This window comes from Terriglobales bacterium, from assembly GCA_035651655.1.
GTDB lineage: Bacteria > Acidobacteriota > Terriglobia > Terriglobales > Acidobacteriaceae > DASRFG01.
The window spans coordinates 114,405-135,628 of record DASRFG010000035.1; the positions used below are offsets into that span (position 1 = coordinate 114,405).

The 21,224-nt window shown below is 57.1% G+C and carries 12 protein-coding genes; 8 read left to right on the forward strand and 4 right to left on the reverse strand.

The features are described from left to right. The first annotated feature begins 36 nt into the window (after positions 1 to 36). Positions 37 to 3,543, forward strand: coding sequence for an FG-GAP-like repeat-containing protein (locus VFA76_16980; protein ID HZR33541.1), 3,507 nt, complete (start codon positions 37 to 39; stop codon positions 3,541 to 3,543). A 77-nt stretch (positions 3,544 to 3,620) separates the two neighbouring features. Beyond that, positions 3,621 to 5,015: an APC family permease gene (locus VFA76_16985; GenBank protein ID HZR33542.1), complete on the forward strand. Its 1,395-nt coding sequence runs from the start codon at positions 3,621 to 3,623 to the stop codon at positions 5,013 to 5,015. A gap of 259 nt (positions 5,016 to 5,274) precedes the next feature. On the opposite strand, the gene VFA76_16990 is transcribed toward VFA76_16985, so the two are convergent. Continuing rightward, positions 5,275 to 7,920 (reverse strand): glycosyl hydrolase family 2, encoded by a 2,646-nt coding sequence (locus VFA76_16990; GenBank protein ID HZR33543.1) that lies wholly within the window; start codon positions 7,918 to 7,920, stop codon positions 5,275 to 5,277. 179 nt (positions 7,921 to 8,099) lie between these two features. On the opposite strand from VFA76_16990, the gene VFA76_16995 reads away from it, so the two are divergent. Next, positions 8,100 to 10,094 carry a peptidyl-prolyl cis-trans isomerase gene (locus tag VFA76_16995; GenBank protein HZR33544.1) on the forward strand — a complete coding sequence of 665 codons (1,995 nt, stop codon included), beginning with the start codon at positions 8,100 to 8,102 and terminating at the stop codon, positions 10,092 to 10,094. A 71-nt stretch (positions 10,095 to 10,165) separates the two neighbouring features. Further along, positions 10,166 to 11,701, forward strand: a complete 1,536-nt coding sequence (malQ, locus tag VFA76_17000; GenBank protein ID HZR33545.1) for a 4-alpha-glucanotransferase — start codon at positions 10,166 to 10,168, stop codon at positions 11,699 to 11,701. An 8-nt stretch (positions 11,702 to 11,709) separates the two neighbouring features. Here the strand turns inward: malQ and VFA76_17005 are convergent, their stop codons facing one another. The 3 genes from VFA76_17005 to VFA76_17015 form a co-directional block, all read right to left on the reverse strand. Further along, the gene (locus VFA76_17005) at positions 11,710 to 13,374 is read right to left on the reverse strand and encodes a PQQ-dependent sugar dehydrogenase (GenBank protein HZR33546.1); all 1,665 of its coding nucleotides are present in this window, start codon (positions 13,372 to 13,374) and stop codon (positions 11,710 to 11,712) included. A 77-nt stretch (positions 13,375 to 13,451) separates the two neighbouring features. Continuing rightward, positions 13,452 to 16,499, reverse strand: a complete 3,048-nt coding sequence (gene treY, locus VFA76_17010) for a malto-oligosyltrehalose synthase (protein HZR33547.1) — start codon at positions 16,497 to 16,499, stop codon at positions 13,452 to 13,454. A 67-nt stretch (positions 16,500 to 16,566) separates the two neighbouring features. After that, positions 16,567 to 17,070, reverse strand: a complete 504-nt coding sequence (locus VFA76_17015; protein ID HZR33548.1) for a hemerythrin domain-containing protein — start codon at positions 17,068 to 17,070, stop codon at positions 16,567 to 16,569. Positions 17,071 to 17,486: 416 nt separating this feature from the next. Here VFA76_17015 and VFA76_17020 point away from each other — a divergent pair, with 416 nt between their 5' ends. The 4 genes from VFA76_17020 to VFA76_17035 form a co-directional block, all read left to right on the forward strand. Then, complete coding sequence (locus VFA76_17020; GenBank protein ID HZR33549.1) at positions 17,487 to 17,675, forward strand: hypothetical protein; 189 nt, start codon at positions 17,487 to 17,489, stop codon at positions 17,673 to 17,675. Further along, complete coding sequence (locus VFA76_17025) at positions 17,675 to 18,661, forward strand: 3-hydroxyacyl-CoA dehydrogenase NAD-binding domain-containing protein (protein HZR33550.1); 987 nt, start codon at positions 17,675 to 17,677, stop codon at positions 18,659 to 18,661. The genes VFA76_17020 and VFA76_17025 overlap by 1 nt, the downstream gene beginning before the upstream one ends. A 123-nt stretch (positions 18,662 to 18,784) precedes the next feature. Next, complete coding sequence (locus VFA76_17030; GenBank protein HZR33551.1) at positions 18,785 to 20,032, forward strand: ABC transporter permease; 1,248 nt, start codon at positions 18,785 to 18,787, stop codon at positions 20,030 to 20,032. Between the two features lie 2 nt (positions 20,033 to 20,034). Then, positions 20,035 to 21,224 (forward strand): ABC transporter permease (locus VFA76_17035; protein HZR33552.1); only part of this gene is annotated, 1,190 nt, incomplete at its 3' end.

The window sequence follows — 21,224 nt, forward strand, 5'->3', positions numbered from 1 at the left end:
TCACCTCGAACGAAATATCCACGGCTCATGGTGAATTTGAAATCCCCGCGACGCGTTGCTTTTCTTCTGGTGCTGATGGTTCTTTTTGCGCTAGCCGCACTGACCCTTGTCGGCCAAACTAAACGTGCCTCCCCAAAAATACCCAAACAATCCGCGTCAACCTCCCCCGCCACATCGCGAGCCGCTCAAGCCGATAGCCTGAATAATCTCGGCGTCGGATATATGAACCAGCAGCAGTTCGAAAAGGCGCTCGGATATTTTCGGCGGGCGTATGCGCTGCAGCCTCGATTAACCATCGCACGCCTCAATCAAGCAATCGCTCTGTTGAATTTGCAACGCATGGAACAAGCCACCGCCATCCTGCTGGACATCGTGAAACACGATCCGCAAAACGTCCGCGCCTGGTACAACCTGGGCCTGCTCTACAAGAGTGAAGGCCAGGCAGAGCCCGCGGCAGATGCCTTTGAGCACGTCACGAAACTCGATCGTACCGACGCCGACTCCTTCTATTTTCTCGGTTCCGTGCGCATGCAGTTGAAACAGTATCCACAGGCGATCGCCGCTTTCCAGCAAGCGCTGAAGCTGAATACTTATCATGCCTCGGCGGAGTTCGGCCTTGCACGGGCGTACCAGCAATCCGGAGATCTGGCGCACGCCCGCGAGCACCTGGCGCGCTTCCAGCAGATCACGAAAATAAAACTGGGAACTCCGATGAGCGTGGCCTATGGCGAACAAGGCCCACTGTCGCTGGCAGCCACTTCTTCAGCGACTCCCGAGCCCGTCCCGCCCGCCATCCCGGTCCGCCTCGTTGATGTCAGCGCCCATGCCGGTTTGGGGAGTTCATCTGCCGGCCAGGAAAAACCAAGCCTCGACCGTGCTTCAACTTTTCTGCCGCCGGGAGCGTGTGTTTTTGACTTCGACGGCGACGGCCATCCCGACCTCTTTATTGCCGATGGCGGCCCGCAGGGGGGGATGGCCTTATACCGCAACCTTGGCGATGGGCGCTTTGCGGATGTGACCAAGGCCGCAGGACTTGACCCCAACGCTCACGCAATCGCATGCGCGGCAGGAGATTACGACAACGATGGTTTCACCGATCTTGCCATCGGCTTCAACGGTCGTGTTGCGCTATATCACAACGAAAAAGATGGCAAGTTCCGCGACGTGACTCAATCCAGCGAGGTTCGGGTGAACGGACTGCCGCTGGGCATGACTTTCATTGACTACGATCATGACGGTGACCTTGACCTCTACATCACGCGCGGTGTGGACGTTGCCAATAAGAGCGGCAAAAAGCGCGGCCAGGAAGGGGAACAGAGCAATATTCTTCTTCGTAACAACGGCAACCAGACCTTCACCGATGTCACCGGAGAAACTGGTTTGCAAGGGCCTGGATTCAGCCTCGGCGCAGTGAGCACCGATCTTAATAACGATCGCGCAATAGACCTGGTAGTCACATCGCCGGAGAAGCCGCCGACGATCTTCTTGAATCCGCGTGAGGGAAAGTTTTCAACCCTGGGCTCATGGAGCGGCGCCATGCCGCCCCCTGCGGCGGGGGTCGCGGTTCTCGACTACAACAAAGATGGCTGGATGGATCTCGCGTTTACCCATTGGAGCGCGCCCGGTCTTAGTTTGTGGCGCAATGCCGAGGGCAAGAGCTTTGAGCCGGTGCAGCTGCCCAAGCTGAATTGGGCACGGGGATGGGGTTTGGCCGCACTCGACTTTGATAACGACGGCTGGATTGATCTGGCCGCCGTGGGCGAAACCGACGATGGCCGCGGCGAGGTTCGCCTCTTCCGCAACCTCGGCCCGAATGGATTCAAAGACGTGACCGCCGAGGTCGGCCTGGACAAAATTCAACTGCACGATCCGCGCGCGCTGGTGACCTGGGATTACGACGGCGATGGCGCCACCGATCTACTCATCACCCAAAATCATGGCCCGGTTGTGCTGTTGCGCAACCAGGGCGGCAGCCGTAATAACTGGCTGCGCATCGCGCTCAAAGGTTTAAACGATAACAAGAGCGCCATCGGCGCCAAAGTCGAAGTATTCGCCGGCGCAGTTCACCAGAAATGGGAGGTGCAGGGAAGCTCGGGTTACCTGGGACAAAATTCGCCGGAGATCACCGCTGGACTCAACGGCCAAAGCACCGTGGACGTGCTCCGTCTGCTGTGGCCCACTGGCGTGGTGCAGGATGAAATCCAGTTGGCGGCACGAAAACAGGCGAACATCCTGGAGATAGATCGCCGCGGCAGTTCGTGCCCGACGCTGTTTGCCTGGGATGGCAAACATTTTGATTTCATTTCAGACATGCTGGGCGCGGGCGTCGTCGGGCACTGGGTCGGGCCGGGTGAGCGCAACATTCCACGTCCGACGGAGTACGTAAAAATTGATGGCGATCATATCCGTCTGCGCGACGGCAAGCTCAGCTTCCGGTTCATGGAGCCGATGGAGGAGGTGGTTTATCTCGACCACACGCGCCTGCTAGCGGTGGACCATCCGGCTGACACCGAGGTTTACCCCAACGAATATTTCGCCAGCAATCCTCCGTATCCGGAATTCAAGGTGATCTCAAGCCGGAATGCGCGTCCTCCGGTTGCTGCCCGGGACGACGCCGGCAGCGATGTCCTAGCGCAGTTGCTCTACCGGGACCGCAAATATGTCACCGGGTTCGAGCTGCTGCCATTCGCTGGATTCACGAAGATGCATACGTTGGAGCTGGATTTGGGCGAACCTTATGCAAGCGGTCCGCTGCGACTGCTGCTGCACGGATATGTTGACTACTTCACGGCTACGAGCATGTACGCGGCGAATCAGGCTGGTGTTCACGCCGTCGCTCCTTACATTGAGGCGCTGCGTTCCAATGGGAAATGGACGCGCGTGGTGGACGACATGGGATTCCCCGCCGGCCTGCCGCGCACGATTACTACCGACCTGAGCAAGAAGTTGCCCGCGGGCACGCGGCGCATTTGCATCCGCACGAATCTGCAAATTTACTGGGACCAGGTGCTGATTGATCGCACCGATGATACGCAGCTCTCCGTGCGGCTTACGCCGGTGCCGCTGGCCGACGCTCAGCTCCGCTTCCACGGATATCCCCGCCAAGTCGCGCGCAGCCTGCCCGGGGACATCAATTTTCTTTACGACCAGGTGAGCGCGACCGGCCCGTACGCACGCGAGCAGGGCAACTACACACGTTATGGAGACGTAGTGCCTCTGGTGTCAAAATCAGATGATCGCTTTGTGGTGTTCGGGTCTGGCGAGGAAGTCGCGCTGGATTTCGATCCCAGGTCGCTGCCGCCGCTTTCTCCGGGTTGGAAGAGGGATTATTTCTTTATGGCCGATGGTTATGAGAAAGACATGGATTTTTACGCTGCCGAGGCCAACACCGTTGCGCCGCTGCCATTCCATGACATGGGTGTGTACCCCTATAGCGCGGGGAAAGGTCTCCCGCTCGATGACATGCGTCTGAGAGATCTGCTGGAATACAACACCCGCTACATTTCAGGGAGCGAACCGAGGAGCTATCGCTTCCAATTCTAGGCTGCGAATCGTCGCCGACTTCCGCAGGGTGGAATTCTTGCGTTAGGTTTCCACAAGTGCTAGATTCCGGGGCACTGATGGCCACCACACCCTCCACTGCTCGCACTCAATCTGCTCCCCATCTGCGCCGCGTACTCACTCTTTGGGACTTAATCCTCTACGGCATCATCGTGATCCAACCGGTCGCGCCCATGGGGATCTACGGCGTGATCAGCAACAAAGCCGGCGGGCACGTGGTAACCACCATTCTGATCGCCATGGTCGCGATGTTGTTTACTGCGATCAGTTATGGGCGCATGGCCAGAGCGTATCCCAGCGCCGGCTCCGCTTATACCTATGTTGGAAAGGAAATCCATCCCGCCGCCGGTTACGTGACCGGATGGAGCATGGTGATGGATTACATTCTGAATCCGCTGATCTGCGTGGCGTTCTGCAGCAAAGCGGCGATGAATATTATTCCCGAGGTTCCGTTCTACGCGTGGGTGGTGTTCTTCGCGGCATTCTTCACCTTCCTGAACGTTTGGGGCATCGAGACCTCGGCCACCATCAACCAGTGGATGGCCGCAGGTATGGGCATTGTGGTATTGATTTTCTTTGCCGCCGTGGCACGCTACGTGTGGGGCATACACAACTACGGCCCGCGCTTCTTTACCGAGCCGTTCTACAACCCGCAGACGTTCAGCCTGCACAGGCTGTTTCAAGGCACGTCGGTCGCGGTGCTGACTTATATCGGCTTCGACGGAATCTCCACTCTGTCGGAGGAAGTGGAGAACCCGCGCCGCAACATCATGCTGGCTACGGTATTGGTGTGCGTGATCACCGGGATTGTCTCCGGGATGGAGGTCTATGCGGCGCAATTGGTGTGGGGATCGAAGCCATTTCCCAGCGAGATGGTGGAATCGGCATTCGCGATAATCTCGCGCGCGGCGGGCGGCGTGATTCTGTTTCACATCATAAATTTCACCCTCCTGATCGCGAACATCGGCTCCGGCATGGGAGCGCAGCTCGGTGCGGCACGGCTGCTTTATGGAATGGGCCGGGGCAACGCGCTCCCGAAATCATTTTTCGGCAAAATCGAGCCCAAGCACCGCATTCCCCGCAATAACGTAATCGCCGTCGGGGTTTTTGCTTTGATTGGCGCTGCGCTGCTGGAAATGTTCTCCAAGCAGCTGGGCGGAGGCGCCTATGAGATCGGCGCCCAGGCTCTGAACTTCGGAGCCTTCATCGCTTTTATGGGAGTGAATGCCGCGGCCTTCGTTCGCTACTACTTGCGTGCGCCTGAAAAAAAGCTTGGCAACCTGCTGCCGCCTGTCCTCGGCTTTTTGATCTGCGGATACATCTGGCTGAACCTCAGCCGTCCGGCCCAGGTCGTGGGCGCTGTGTGGGTCCTGGCGGGCGTGGCGTACGGGGTGGTTAAGACCAAAGGCTTTCGCGGCGAGCTCGTCAATTTCGATATCCCCGCAGACGAGTAGTTCTCTCCACAAAGGTCACGAAGGTTCACGAAGTGAGATCAAAAGTCTAACCACAGAGGACACAGAGTCTCACAGAGGCTTATTGAAAAAACAAAAAAATGGTCAAGAAGGTTCACGAAGTGAGATCAAAAGCCTAACCACAGAGGACACAGAGTCTCACAGAGGCTTATTGAAAAAACAAACAAATGGTCAAGAACATGAGAGCAGGCTTTTTACTTCATCCTTTCTGTGTTCTCTGTGTCCTCTGTGGTGAATAAGATCATTGCTTTACATTCCAGCCGCTCACTTCAACCACCGGCTTCTTTGCTCCCAAATCGGCCATGCGATAGCTGGCGCTGATGTCCCGTCTCTCGCCCGGCAATAGTGAGAAGTAATTGTCCTGGTATAGGATCGGCAGCACTTCACGTCCGCCTACGCCTTTTGCCACCTTCACCCGAATGAAAAATGCCAATGCCTTGCTGGGGTTCTCAACCGAAATAGAGCTCTCCCCTCTCTTTCCATCCACTCTGCGATGGCTGCTGACCTTGAGTTTCACGGGCGCAAGATTTTTCAGCGCCGTGAAATCGGCGAACGATGCGGTAGGGGTGTAATACCAGGTGGATTTCTTCCAGTCCAGGGTCTCGGGCTTGGTTGAGAGCCAGTACAAATTCGTGCTCAGCACTTTGCCATCGGGATCTGCGACGCTTAGGCGCAAGAAGTAGGTCGGGCTTAGACCCTCTACTACGGGGATATCGAACAATTTCGTGCTGCTGTCCGCTGCCGCATGAACTGTTACTTCTTTCGAGAATTTTTCCGTAAGATCAAGGTTCAGCACCTTCGCGGTGACCTTCAGCCCCTTGGCATCCGTGTACTGGCTACTGACCAACGCCACGGAATGATCGTCGTATGAGTATTGCGCGTGCAAGGGTTCGCACGCTTTCTTGGCGCCAAAGTACCCGCCCGCGGGCTGCATGTAGTAATCGTAGAGATGCCAGATGACCGACGGCCAGGCGTTGTTTAACATCCATTGGATAACGCCTGTGGAGCGGTATTTCTCACGGCTGAAGGCCTCAAACATGGCGCGGATACCCTCATAGGCCATGAGCTGCGATTTCTGGTTGTAGTCCTGCAGGTCAGTGGCTTTGCCATAGCGTCTGTTGAGTGAATTCGTGAACACGCTCACGTCCTTAAACGCTCCCCCGCCTGCGTGATAGTTCCAGTAGTCGTTGATCGGCCAAAGCCGCTCTTTAGGGATGAACCTTTCCAAACTCTCCACGACCGGAATGGCAGGTCCGGGGCTGGTCTCGGTGTTAAACCCGTAAGCGCCGCCATGGGTCTTGTCTTCCAGCCAATACCCTGGCGCCACATACTCATATGGCCCCGTCATCTTGACGCCACTCTTGCCGGTAATCGGTGTCGGCTTTTCCGTGGCCGAAGACACATACGGGTTCGGCCATCGGCACTGCTTCAGCACACCGATGTAATTTTGCTCAACGTCCGGCGGCGGCGGATTGTCGCTGCCGTTCAGCCACACGAAAAAGCTGGGATGATTTTGTAGCCGTTGTATCTGGTCGCGCAGCGAGTCGGCTGAAATTTTGAAATTCGCTTCCGGCCACTTGGTCCATTTTTCCCATGCGTCGCAGCAGCACCAGCCGGCCATGAGCAGGATTCCATACCGGTCCGCCAGATCGAAAAATTGATCAGTTTCCAATTTTCCTTCCAGCCGGATGGTGTTCAGCCCCATGTCGCGGGTATAGCGAAAATGGTCCTCCAACCAGCGTGGGTTCTCGCGCAACATCATGTCCGGCGACCAACCTCCGCCGCGAATCAGGATCGGCTTGCCATTGATGCGAAACTGAAGGTAGCCCTCCGCGTTGAGCTCCGAAGTTACTTCACGAATCCCAAAGCTCACGTCCTGTTGATCGGAGGCCTTTCCATCCACATCAGTTTCGATGTGCAGATCGTAAAGATTCTGCTCTCCCATCTGCGCCGGCCACCATAATCGGGGATGTGAAGCGTTAAGCTGGGAAAACTTTTCCGGCGTGAATTCCACCTCTTTCGATTCGCCCGGTCCCAATTCGACAGGTTGCGAAAACTCCAGGTTTTCGATTTTGCCTTTTACCTCTGCTTTCACCGGTTGATCTCCGGCATTGCGCACGTCAGCGGTCACGGTCAGGTGTGCATTCTCGAGCGTAGGCGGATCCACTTTGGTCACCACGTGGGCATGGCGGACGGTGACCGGCCCACTACTGCTGAGGGAAACGCCACGCCACAAACCCATATCTTTGTCCGCGGGCAGCGGATTCCAGTCAACGAATGTCACTGCCAGATCATTTGGGCCCGGAGGAAACACCTCTACGGCCAGCACGTTCCCTTCGCCGGTATGAATGGCGTTTGTAACGTTGAACTCATAAATCCGCCACGCCCCGGCTACGTTTTGGTCGGTCGCGATCTGCTGGCCATTCAGAAAGATGTTGGCGCGATAGTTAATTCCCTGAAAATTCAACCAGATCTGTTTTCCGTTAAACTCCGCAGGTGCCTGGAATTCGGTTCGGTACCACCACGGGACCGCAAAGGGACTATTCGCCGGCATCGGCAGGTTGGAAAAATTCTTGCCGATGGGATAGGTCGTTCCAGGTATGGATCGCAGGTTCTTTCCGAAATACGGGTCAGGATAGACGTTGTTCTTCACCAGCGCTGCGATGATGGTGGTCGGCACCGCCGCCGGATACCACCCTTTCGGCCGATACCTGGTGGTTGAGAGGACCTCCCCGCTTTCTTTGGTCTTCGCGGAAGACTGAATCATCCAGCCCTGTGCCAGGGGCAGTTTGCCATCCTTGCTGCGGTCGCCAGTTGATGCAAACGAGAGAAGGCGACCAGAACAAATCGAAATCACCAGAACAAAGCTGGCTAAGAATTGAGTCACTCTCCCTCCTCGGACCTGATTTGAAAACCCATTATCAATCAGATTGTCAATCAGCAGTGGACGTCCATTTGTACGTAGGGTGTAGGGCGGACACTCTTGTCCGGTACGCAAGTAGCGCCTCCCGCTCCCCTCCATTTATAATCAAAGTTTCCGAACTTAATCCTTGGAGTTCCTGAAAGATGATCCGATTTTTGCAAACCCCTGGCCGCGCCAAGAAAATTGTGATTGGCAGCCTTTTGACCCTTATCTGCGCCGCAATGGTAATCACCCTCATCCCCGGTGGATTTTTGGGTGATTCCTTCGGCTTTAACAGGGGCGGGCTTGATCCCAACGTACTTGCCAAAGTCGGCGATCAGCAGGTCACCGTCCTGGAGACTCAGCGCGAGGCCCGGAACATGGGGCAACAGCAGTTTGGCGGCCGCAACATGCCTGAGCAACTGATGCCATATCTGATCCAGCGCGCCGCTGATCGGCTCATCATGCAAAAGGCCGTGTTGAGCGAGGCTGGACGGATGGGCCTCTCCGTAAGTGATGCCGAGCTTCAAGACGAACTGCAACACGGCCGCTACAGTCAGACTTTTTTCCCGAACGGCAAGTTCATCGGGCAGCAGGCTTATGAGGGGATGCTCCAGGAAGCCAATCTGACTCCCACCCAGTTCGAGAATGGGGTAAAAGACGAATTGCTGATGCGCAAGCTCGAAGCCTTGATCACCGGCCCGGTGGCGGTTTCGAACTCCGATATTGAGCGGCAGTTTAATAAAGAGAACACGAAGGTCAAGTTTGAATATGCCGTCCTTAGCACCGACCAGATCAAGAAAGGCATTCAGCCTACGGAAGCCGAGCTCAAGGCCTATCACGACCGCAACAAGCAGATGTACGCCAACTCCATCCCGGAGAAGCGGAAAGTTCGCTACATCCTGATTGACAGCTCCAAAGTAGCGAGCCAGGTACAGGTCAGTCCCTCCGATATTCAGCGGTACTACAGCGATCATCAGGACGACTACCGCAGCCCCGAACAAGTGAACGTCCGCCATATCCTGATAAAAACTCCAACCCCGGCGCCTGACGGCAAGATAGACGAGAAGGCGGTTAACGCTGCCAAACAAAAAGCCGAAGACATTGCCAAGCAGTTGAAAGCGGGCGCTGATTTCGCGGCTTTAGCCAAGAAGTACTCTGAAGACACGGTGAGCGCCAAGAACGGCGGCTCTCTCGGCTGGATCGGCAAGGGGCGTACGGTTCCCGAGTTCGAGCATGCTGCCTTTGGTCTTGCCAAGGGCGGCACCAGCGAAGTGGTCCGCAGCAGCTACGGCTTTCACATCATCCGCGTGGACGATAAACAGGATGCTCGCCTTAAGCCGCTCAGTGAGGTGAAGGCGCAGATTGAGCCCGTACTGGCGCAGCAAAAAGCTTCACAGGCTGCACAGAACCTGGCCGATAGAGTGCAGAACCAGGCCCGCACCGCCGGTTTGGACAAGGCCGCAGCCCAGAACGGCGAGCAAGTGATCACCACCGGATTCATCGGCCGCACGGACTCGCTTCCCGGGTTGGGGAACGCTCCCGAATTCATGAATGCTGTCTTTGAAGCCAGCGACAAGAACCCTCCTGAAGAAGCGAACCTCAGGACGGGATACGTGATCTTCCAGGTGGCGCAAGTGCAGCCGCCGCGTACGCCGAGCTTTGAGGAAATTCGCAGCAAGGTCGAAACCGATTTCGTCAGCGAACGCGCTGCCACCCTGCTGAGCCAGCAGGTCCAGGGACTCTCCGATCGTGCCCGCACCCTGCATGACTTAAAGAAAGCCGCGAAGGAACTTGGGGCAACGGTCAAAACCAGCGAGCTGGTTTCGCCCACCAGTCAGGTGCCTGACATTGGTTCAATGCAATCGGGGCAAGCCAATCTGGCCTTTAGCATGAAACCTGGTGACGTCAGCGGGCCAATTCAAAATGGAAACACTGGCGTCGTGCTGCGGATACTTGAAAAGCAGGAACCCTCTGCCGCCGAATTTGCCAGAGCCAAAGACCAGACGCGCGACAAAGTGGCCGACGAAAAGCGCGGCGAACTGTTTGAGCTATTTGTAACCAACTTGCGCCAGGACATGGAAAAGCACGGCAAGATTCGTGTCAACGAGCAAGTCATGAAACAGCTCTCTACCCCGCGCGGCGAACTGGGAGGCTAGTCGGCCGGCGTGGCCCTGGCCAACCCAGGTACAGCCAACGGCACAGCCAACCATACAAGCGACCACCGTCCATGTCCTTTCCGCGCTCCACCGGCATTTTGCTGCATCCGACCTCGCTGCCCTCCCGTGGAGGCATCGGCGACTTTGGTCCGGCAGCGTACGAATTCATTGATTTTCTCGCCGCCGCTCGCCAGGGGCTGTGGCAGATACTGCCGCTCGGCCCGGTGGGTTACGGGAATTCGCCATATTCTTCCACTTCAGCTTTTGCCGGCAGCCCGCTGCTCATCAGTCTGGAGCGTCTGGCAGAGCACGGATGGATAGATCGTGCCCGCCTCGGCGCTCTGCCCGACAACGCCGGCGATGTGAACTACGATGAGGTGAGCGCGGCGAAATTGCCTCTGCTGAACGAAGCCGCTCAGAATTTTCTCGCTCATGCCAGCGCCGCGCAGCGTGCGCGCTTCAACGACTTCTGCGGCCAAAATTCATGGTGGCTGGAAGGATTTGCCCTGTTTGACGCGTTACGGCAGCGGTACAAAAAAGCCTGGAATGAATGGCCTCGCGACCTGGTTCATCGTCAGCCCGAGGCTTTGGATCGTGCCCGGAGCGAGCTGGCAAATGAGTTGCAGATCAACCGCGCCTTACAATTTGCGTTTTTCGAGCAGTGGAGCGGCTTGCGACAATACTGCGCCGCGCGTTCCATTCGCATCGTCGGCGATATCGCCATCTTCATCAATTACGATAGCGCCGATGTCTGGTCGCATCCCGACATCTTTCGCCTCAACAGCAACCTGGAACCGGAAGTTGTCTCCGGTGTGCCGCCAGATGCGTTTAGCGAAACCGGCCAGCGGTGGGGAAACCCGCTCTATCGCTGGGATGTTCTGCAATCCCGCGGCTACGACTGGTGGGTACAGAGAATACGCTGGGCCATGCAGACATGCGACCTGGTCCGCATTGATCATTTTCGCGGCTTCGCGCAATCCTGGGAAATTCCTGCCAGTGAGCCGACGGCGGTGCACGGGCGCTGGGTGGAGGGTCCTCGCGACGATCTCTTCAATCGCCTGCGCGAGGCGCTCGGTGGTTTGCCTCTCATCGCCGAAGACCTGGGCTTAATCACAGAAGACGTGCATGCCCTGCGGCAGCGGCTGCAAATTCCTGGGATGCGGGTCATGCAGTTTGGCTTCGGCAATCCCGGCGCGCATATTTATCTTCCGCACCGCTTTGACTGGAACACGGTCGTTTATACCGGCACCCACGACAACGAAACCATGGTGGGCTGGTGGAAATCGGGCGCCTCCGAAGGCGAACGCCGAGCCGTCGAGGCGTACTTCGGGCCGGTTGAGAAGGAAGGCGTGCACTGGGCCTTCGTTCGCGCTGCCCAAGGTTCCATTGCCGATCTCTGCGTGGTCCCGCTGCAGGATGTGCTTGGGCTCGGCAACGAAGCTCGCATGAATACTCCGAGCCAGAGCCAGGGCAACTGGACGTGGCGTCATAAGGCCGGCGTGCTTACCGGCGAACTCCAAGCGAAACTGGCTTCCCTCGCCGAAGTCACTGATCGGCTACCTCAGCCTGTAGTTCGAGCGCAAACTCGTGAGGACTTCGCCGCTTAGCTCGAAACTTATTTTCCGGTATAGGTCACTCGCCAGATGGAGTTCGACCCGTCGTCGGTTACCAGAAGAGACCCATCGGGGGCCACCGTCACGCCTACGGGCCTTCCCCAGACGTCTCCGTTGTCGAGCACGAATCCGGTCAGAAAATCCTCATACTCACCGCTGGCATGTCCGGTTCCGTGCAGGGGCACTCGGACGACCTCGTAGCCGGAGCGGGTGGCCCGGTTCCATGAGCCGTGCTGCGAGGCGAAAATGTCACCCTGATATTCAGCGGGGAACTGCTTACCCTGGTAGAAAGTCAGCTGTAATGAAGCGTTGTGCGCCTGGACGAGGACGTCCGGCGTGATGACCTTGTCTTTTAGTTCAGGATGTTTTCCCTTGTGGCGGGGATCCTGATTGCCGCCCATGTACCACCAGGGCCATCCATAGAAGCCGCCCTCCTGGACGTGAGTGATGTAATCGGGCACCAGGTTGTCACCCAGTGCGTCGCGTTCATTGACGGAGCACCACAACTCGCCGGTCTTTGGGTTGACAGCAAGTCCCCCGCCGGCGTTGCGGATGCCGTACGCATACACCTGCTTGGCCGAGCCATCCGGAGCAAAAACCAGAATATCGGCACGGTCCTTCTCTCCGGGATTTCCATCGGTGTCGTCATCGTTGGATCGCGATCCGACGCCCACAAACATCTTCTTTCCATCGGAAGAGAACTGCACGTCCCGCGTCCAGTGGCCGCCGCCGCGGGGGAGATCGGCGATATGCTGGGGCCCGCCTCGAGCTTTCAAATCTCCATTTTGATAGGGGAAGCGGACGACCGAATCCGTATTTCCAATGTACAGCCACTGCGGATTCGCTCCCGGTGGATAGAAAGCGATTCCGTAAGGGCGACTCAATCCGGAGGCGAAAACCTGCATCTCCTCCGGCTTTCCGTCGCTGGTCATCCCGCGGAATACCCGGATGCGCCCGGGATCGCTTTCCGCCACGAAGACGTCGCCATTCGGAGCAGTGCGAATGAGACGTGGATTGTCCAGTCCGCTGGCGTAAAGTCCAACTTTGAATCCTTCGGGTGCTTTGGGCCAGGTGTTTGCTGGACGCGAAACCAGTTCAGGCCCGTTGTCGGCCGATTTTGAGGTATAGGGCGCAGGCAGGTCTTTAACTGTAATTTTGCGAACCGTGCCCGGTTTTTCGTAACGAAAATCCGCGAACGGTCCTGACGGAGTCGGCGCCTTCAGTTTCTTTCCTGGTTTACGTTCTGTCCTCGCCGTATTTCCGCGCTCCGTCTGCGACTGTCCCAACGACTTTACATAAGTGACAATCTCCCACCGTTGCCGAGCCGGTAGCTTCGCCCAGGAAGGCATGCCATTGGCCGGATCGCCTTTGGTGATAAACCAGAAGACTTCACCGGGCGTAACCGACTCAAGCTTTCCGTCCACCAGTGCGGGGATCTCGCCTGAGCCTCCCCCGTTTTCGCCATGACACCGGGCGCAATGCTGGTGGAAAAGTTGATGGGCGTTTCCCAATATCTGCCGTTTTCCCTGATATGGATCTTTCAATCGCTTGGCTGAGGCTGGAGCATTGTGGAAGTCGGTGTTCTGAGCCTGGGCCAACGAAGCAACAAGGGTCAAAACAAGCAGGCAACTTGCCGACAACGGAGAGAAGGCGGGGGCGTTTCTCACGATTCCTCCAGATCGCAATTGTAAATGGACTGATGCTGGGCGAGTGGCGGAGGTTAGCATTCCGCGAGAGGGAGTGTCTAATAGCTGGCAAGTATTGACACTGGAAACGAGCCGAAGATTTCGCGGGCGGGAATGGGACGTCCGTTGCGGGGCGCGATCACCTCACCCGTGAAAACATTGACCAGTGCGACGTTGGAAAGTTCGGAAGGCAGCTCCAGTTCAGTGTTGCCCCAGGCTTCCGCGAGCGGCGGCTGCATACGCCCTTTCATCATGCTGTAAGCCAACCGCGGCACTGCCACTACCGTCCACTGGTCCTTGTAGCTGCGGGCGAACGCGAGGAAATGCTCCCCATGTTCTCCCCCGGTGCGCAGCGGAATGTAACTTCCGGATTTGAACAAGTCTGGGTGCTCGCGACGAAAGCGCATCGCGCGCATCGTCGTCCACAACTTTATTCGGCCGTCGTGATAGTCCGCGAGGAGTTCCCGGCAGAGCTGGTTCACATCACCCGGCTCGGAGCGGGCGATCAGTGCCTCCGTGATCTCCTGCCGGTGTTCGAAATCTACCGGATAACGATTGTCAGGATCCACCAGGCGAAATTCCCAGAGCTCGTTCCCTTGATACACATCGGGTACGCCTGGAGAAGTGACCTTGAGCACTACTTGCGCCAAAGAATTAAGCGCTCCAAAAAACGCCACTGGACCAATAAAGTTCTCCAAATGTGCCAGGAATGAATTTCGGCCGCGTTCACGTCCCGGCTGCAATATCCGCGCGATAAATTCGTTTAAGGCGGCGATATATTCGGGGTTGTCATTGATCCAACTCAGGTTCACTTTGGCTTCATGTACCGCCTTGTTCATGTAGTGCTGTATACGTGACGTGAACTCCCTCCGCGAGTCCCCTTTCGAAGAAGAGAACGGCCACGCGCCTACCAGCGTCTGGTATAGAAGGTATTCCTCATTGGCGTCGGGGACGCGACGTCCATCGCTGATAATCGGCAACTTTTCGCGATTCATGCGCCGCCACCGCATTACCGCGGCCGACCACGCGGAAGGCATTTCTGAAAGTACGTCGAGGCGGGCGCGAACATCCTCACTGCGCTTGCTATCGTGCGTGGAGGTGGACAACAGGGAGTTCGGCCAGTTCTCCGCGCGCCGCTGGTTCCCTTGGTGGAATTCTTCTACGGAAACGCCGAAATCTCGCGGTGAGCCGCCAACTTCGTTGACGGCCACAAATCGGTTATAGACATAACACGCCGTATCTTCCAGGCCTTTGGCCATGGCTGGACCGCTCAGTTGCTGGAATTTCAACACGAAATACAGCCGCTGCCGGTAGTCCTGGTCGCTCAGCCCATTGCCGGCGGCGGCATTGGGCTGCAACAGCAGAATATTTCGTAGAAATTCGAAGACCGCCGAAGGCATGTCCTGGTTGCGGCGCTTCGCCCGGGCAATTGCACTGGTGATGCGAGCGCGATCGGTTTCGGTGATGTGCCCACGCTCATCAATATATGTCCGGTAAACCGGGAAACACGCGATGGTTTCGCGGATGGCATTGCGTAAGGCTTTTAGAGTGAAATCCCGGGCTCTACGGTCGCGGGTGGAAATCTCTCCCAGCAAGTCCGTAAGCACAGCCACTTCGCTGGCCAGAGCGCCGTTTACGATCAACTTCTTGGAGTTGTAGATCACGTCTTCTACACTTGCCACCCCGCCAAGGACTCGTTCATAGAGGCGGTTGAAAGCCCGTTCGTTCCGGCTATCAATAAAAATTCCGTTTACCAATCGTCCAAACTCGTAGCCTACCGTTCCATCCACCGGCCAGTCGGGAAGTTCTTCTCCTGGCTGAAGGATTTTCTCCACTAAGACGTAGAGCGGCACCCTTCGCGCCATCCAGTCATGCTGTCCAAAGATCGTCTGTACTTCTTCCTCGATTCCGTTCTCTGCCAGAGGAGGGATGGGCTCAGGTCCACAGCATTGGCTGGCGGCGTAGAGCATCTGCAGACGCGTAAAGTGCTGCCCCGGGTTCAGCAAGCCGTCAGGATGGTCCACGCGTACTCCTGCGATACTGCCATCACCCAGCAGCTTGCGCATCAGGCGGTGAGTGGCAGCGAACACCTTTGGGTTCTCCATGCGCAGGCCGATCAGCTCATTGATGTCAAAAAATCGCCGGTAATTGATCTCCTCGCCCGAAACCATCCAGTGCGCGAGCCGGTAGGGTTGAGCATCGAGCAAGCGGTGCAGCGGATCAAAGCTGTGGCTGTCCCCGGGCTGCCCGTTGCAGGTCTCCAGCGCGCGCTCAATCAGGTGGCGCACTTGCGGCGAACGTTTTGCCAGATCAGCGAGCCGATTTAGAAGGGCTGGGGCTTCAGCCTGTCGGCGGCGGACTTGCTGGGGATCGGTGGTGGTGTGGGGTGGAAGCCGGCGCAGCTCGAATAAGACGTTCTCCAATTCTGCCTGCTCCTCCTGAGGCAGCTCCACCTCTTGCACGCGCAGATCGCCCAGAGGCTCAAAAACCAGCGGAACGGTCTGCGGATCAATTGGCATCCGCTTGTCGTAATACTGGATAGAGAATTGCCCGTCGCGGAATTGCACCCGGATCTTGCCCTCTTCAAGTTCCTGTCCGTACGGTCCGCCGAGAATCGGGTAAAGCACTCGGTTGGTCAGTTCCTCGTTGAGCGGTTCCCAGTCAATATCAAAGAATTCGGCATAAGTGGAGGCTCGCCCGTTCTGCAGCACATCCTGCCACCAGGGATTGTCACCCTGGCCGACGCCCATGTGGTTGGGCACCGTGTCTAAAATCAGGCCCATTCCAAACCTCTTCAACTCGGCCACAAACTCATGGAACTCCTGCTCGGTTCCAATCTCCGGATTGATGGCATTATGGTCGGTAATGTCGTAGCCGTGTTGGCTCCCGGCCCGCGCTTTTAGAAGGGGCGAGGCGTAACAATGGCTGATTCCCAACGCACTCAGGTAGGGAAGCAGCGCCCGAGCATCGCCGAAGCGGAAATCACGGTTGAATTGAAGCCGATAGGTCGAGACCGGGCGATCGTCGTGCTTCTGGGCGGCAAGGCGGTCAAGGCATTCCGCCAGCCCACTCGACTCGGCGACCAGGGTTGAGGTGTTGGTACGCACTCAGGCAGTTAGATGCGCCTGGGCAGTTCCAGGAGCGCAATGGTCAACAAACGTGACAATATCCCGATCAAGGCCGTCGCTTTGGCCGAAGCCGCGTAGCGGGGCTCGGAATTGAGCATTGGCGGCCCTCAAGGCTCTCCAGAGCATCATTCAATTTGCCCCCGAGCGAGGCAAGTTGGGCGGCTGCCATCAGCCGCTGGCAGCTTTCAAAGAGATCGCGCTCTTCGGTTCGTATATGGGATGACAGGATTTCGGCAAAAACCTTCAAGTCGCCCGCTGTCAGGTCGCCATTTGCTGCCTTAGAAAAGTACCCGCGCAGCACCGAATGCTGGCCCAGCAATGTACGAACCAGCGGTTGCAGCTCCTGAAACCTGGCAGCTTCCACAAAAAGCACGCTTTCTTCGGCCTCAAAGTGGCTGCTGACCTCCTGCTCGAACTCCTGCCTGATCTCCCCCTGCCAGGCCTTAAGATCAACTTCACCTGACTCGATTGCACGAAGGATGCGAACACAGAGCGCCAGTGCATTGTGGTGCTGGCGGGAGAGCGGCACCAGGTTTTTGTCGCGAAGCACATATCATTATCGCCCGGGGTCCCCGGTTTGTCTCCTAACGTGGAAGAGCACGGCTTTAGCCGTGCGGCTGGCAGCAGGAGATGAGGGCTTTAGCCCCTGTGGACTCGAAATCCGCAGGGGCTAAAGCCCCGCTTATTTCTTGCGCTTTATCGTGGGCCTGAAGGCCCACGCTTCCACGGTGTCCCAGGTTTTTCGAGTGTTTGCGACGAGGCTAGACCGCCACTTATTCGAGACTCTTCGGAAGTTCGCGTTCCACGCCTCCTCAGGCACACGTCCGAATAGCTTCCCTTGTAACTCCGAATTATGCTGGAACCTTTTGCTTCACGTCCTGCAGGAGCGATTGCTCGCTTTACTAAACTGAGAGCACAGTAGAAAATAGTTGTTCCGTTTGTTCGAAGCTAAGTAGAGGAGCCCTAATGGCCGCCACCGGCGAACTTATTCGTTTAATGAATTACGTTGATGATATTTCTGCCACTCTGCGTCGCATTACAGCCACCATGCCAATGATGGACGCGGAAGAGAAGAAGCGCCTGGCCGAATACATGCGCAAGTCCGATCCTAACTTCATCAAGGTCCTCGAAGATATGGAACGCGGGGGCAAGTAGTGCCTGAAGCCACTCCCGGCAATCCAAGACAGATCCAGACGATAGCTGTGATCGGCGCTGGCATCATGGGACGAGGCATTGCTCATGCCGCAGCCGTGGGCGGCTATCGCACCATCCTGGAAGACCTTCTGCCCAACGCCCTTCGGCGCGCGGAGAGCGAGATTCGCTCTAATCTGAATAAGGCCGTCGAGTTGGGGAAGGCGGAGAAGAGTGAGGCTGATGCCGCGTTCTCCCGCATCGAGTACGCTGGTTCGGTTGAGCAGGCCGCCCGCGAAGCCGACCTGGTCATTGAAGCCGTCCCGGAAGAACTCGAGTCAAAAATCGAGATATTTACCTTGCTCGATAAGCTCTGCCGCCCCGGGACCATCCTGGCTTCGAACACCTCCTCGTTAAGCATTAGTGAGATTGCTTCTGTCACTTATCGGCCCAAGAAGTGTATCGGGATGCACTTCTTCAATCCCGTCCACAAGATGAAGCTGCTGGAGATCGTGCGTGCTCTGGAGACTGACGACGAAACCGTGGCCACCGCTGTCGAAGTAGGCCGGCGGATGAAAAAGGAAACCGTGGTCATTCGTGAGGCGCCGGGATTCATAACCAGCCGCATCAACGCCCTGATCGGCAATGAGGCGTTTTACCTGCTGCAGGAGGGCATCGCCTCAGCTTCAGACATTGATAAAGCCTTGAAGCTGGGTCTGAATCACCCGATGGGGCCGTTCGAATTGGTCGATCTCGTGGGCCTGGATACCCGGCTGCACATTCTCGAATACCTCCACCGCAGCTTGGGTGAGAAGTATCGTCCTGCACCATTATTGGTGCAATATGTCAAAGCCGGGCGGCTGGGCCGGAAATCCGGCCGGGGAGTTTATGAATACCCGGAAGAGCGGGTCCCACAGGAACCCAAAGCTGCCGAGCAGGTTCCGAGCCGGACGATTCACCCCGCCAAGGTGGGGGCAGGTCAGGTTGAAAAACGCACGGCCGAGCGCTAGCCGCGTTCACAAGAGTCGTCCCTCAATGTGCCGGATCAGCCAGCCCGGAGTCTAATGTTCAACAGGAACCTCGCGGCCTAAAGGTGCGTACCTCTAAGTGAGATCGCTCCCGGAGCAGAATAGGTGCAGCTCTTTCTCGATATTATCCGGCAGTCGCTTCAAACTCTCTGGGCACACAAGCTGCGCTCGTTCTTAACCATGTTTGGAATCGCCTGGGGCGTGGGCTCGCTATTGTTACTGGTCGGACTGGGAGAAGGCTTCCGTTCCGGCCAGAAAAAGAACCTCGCCAACCTTGGCCAGGACATCATGTTCACCTTCCCCGGACGCATTCCCGCGGTCGCGGGCAGTCTGGTGTCCTCCCAGCCTTACCATTTTAACTACGGGGATTACGTCGCCATTCGCAACGAGGCGCACTACCTGCGAGCTATTTCGCCGGTATTGCAGCGGGACGACATTCGCGCCTCGAGCGATTACACCAGTGCGAACGGCCAGGTGTTTGGGGTGGAGCCGGAGTACAACCAGATCCGTAATGTCCCCTTGCAGGCTGGGCGCTGGATTAACGAGGAGGACAATCGCGAACGTCGCCGCGTGGCCATCGTGGGTTGGGAGATGCTGAAGAACATGTTCCCTGGCCGGCCCGCGGTCGGCAGCACCATTCTCCTGAACGGGGTGCAGTTTCAGGTCATCGGTGTATTGGCCAAGATTGGTCGCGAGGGAAATAACGGAACCAATATCCGGCTATTCATCCCTCTGCAGACCATGCGGGTGCTCTATCCGCTTAAGGAGAACGACGCGGAAGATGCGGTCTCATTTTTCAATTATCGTCCCCGCACCCCGGAAGAGCACCTGCTGGCAAAAAGCGAAATTCACCGCATCATCGCGCGTCGCCATAATTTCGATGCCACGCTCACCGACTCATTTCAGGACTGGGACACTATTGAAGGTTCCATACGCGTGGCCAAGATATTCACTGCCATGGATGCCTTCCTGGGCGCTGTCGGCCTGGTGACGCTCGGCCTTGGCGCGATTGGAATCATCAACATCATGCTAGTGTCAGTTTCCGAGCGCACTCATGAGATCGGTCTCCGTAAGGCTTTAGGGGCCACGCAGCGCAGTATCCTCACGCAGTTCTTTCTGGAGGGCGCATTTCTCACCGTACTCAGCGGTGGTATTGGGGCTTTTGTGACCGCTATGTTGGTGGTCGGATTGGCACAACTGCCCGCTCCTGACGGCTTTGATACTCCGCGGATCGTGCCATTTTCCGCCGTGGCTGCCATTGGCGCACTGTCCATCGCCGGGGTGGCGGCGGGCCTATATCCGGCCAGCAAGGCAGCCAAGCTGGAGCCGGTGGAGGCTTTGAGACAAGAGTAGCCATGCTTCGCGATTTACTACAGGAGTCCTACACCGCACTGCGCCACAACCGCCGTCGCACCATGCTGACCATGTTGGGGATGGCGTGGGGCATCGCGACCGTGGTGCTTCTGCTCGCCTACGGTGCTGGATTTGAACGTGGCCTGATGGTGGCTTTTGAAACTTTTTCCGGCAATCTGATTGTCGTTTTTCCCGGTCGGACCTCGATGCAGGCGGGCGGCAGCAAAGCCGGAGTTGAGATCAAGCTCACCACCGACGATGTGGAATGGCTGCGCAACGAAGTTCCTCTGATCAAGCGCATCTCGCCCGAGGCTGCCAAGGATGCCACGGTGGGATACGGAAACCGCGCCTCTACCTTTAGCGTGGACGGCGTTATGGCCTCCTTTGCGGAAACCCGTCACTTGAGCACAGCTTTGGGAACTTTCTTCAATGACCAGGATGAGTTTAACCATTCGCGGGTAGCGGTGCTCGGCTCTGACGTAAAAAAGAAACTCTTTTCCGGCCAGGAAGCACTGGGTCAGACCGTCCGTCTGAATGGCATCTCCTACATAGTGGTGGGCATACTGGACCGTCTGATTAATGATGGCGATGACAACGTGAACGGGAAGGTTTATGTGCCTTTCAGTTCCATCCGCGACCTGCGAGACACCTATCACATTGATGATGTCACCATTGAATATGAAGGCCACGAGCACGAGCGCATGGCAAAAGCGGTACGGCAGTCAATGGCGTTCCACCACAATTTCAATCCTGAAGATCAGCGGGCGGTGTTTGTCTTCGATGCGATCGGCGAATTCAAAGAGCTGCAGATCATCACGGTTGGAATCAAAGTTCTGTTGGCTTTCATTGGTCTGCTCACTCTGGGGATTGGCGGGGTGGGCCTGATGAATATCATGCTGGTTTCAGTGACCCAGCGCACCCGCGAGATCGGTGTAGAGAAGGCGCTTGGCGCCCGCAAGCGCCACATCCTGTTCCAATTTTTGTCAGAGGCACTGGCCATCACGTTCCTCGGCGGTATCGCCGGAGTCGCGCTGGCGTACCTGATTTCCTGGAGTGTGGGTTCGCTCACATTGTGGAGCGCCTTTGTTGACGACGCCTCTAAGGGCGACATTCACCTGAAGATCAGTGGCGCCATTCTGCTCACCGCCACGCTTATTCTGGGATTCGTGGGCGTCGCCAGCGGCATGCTGCC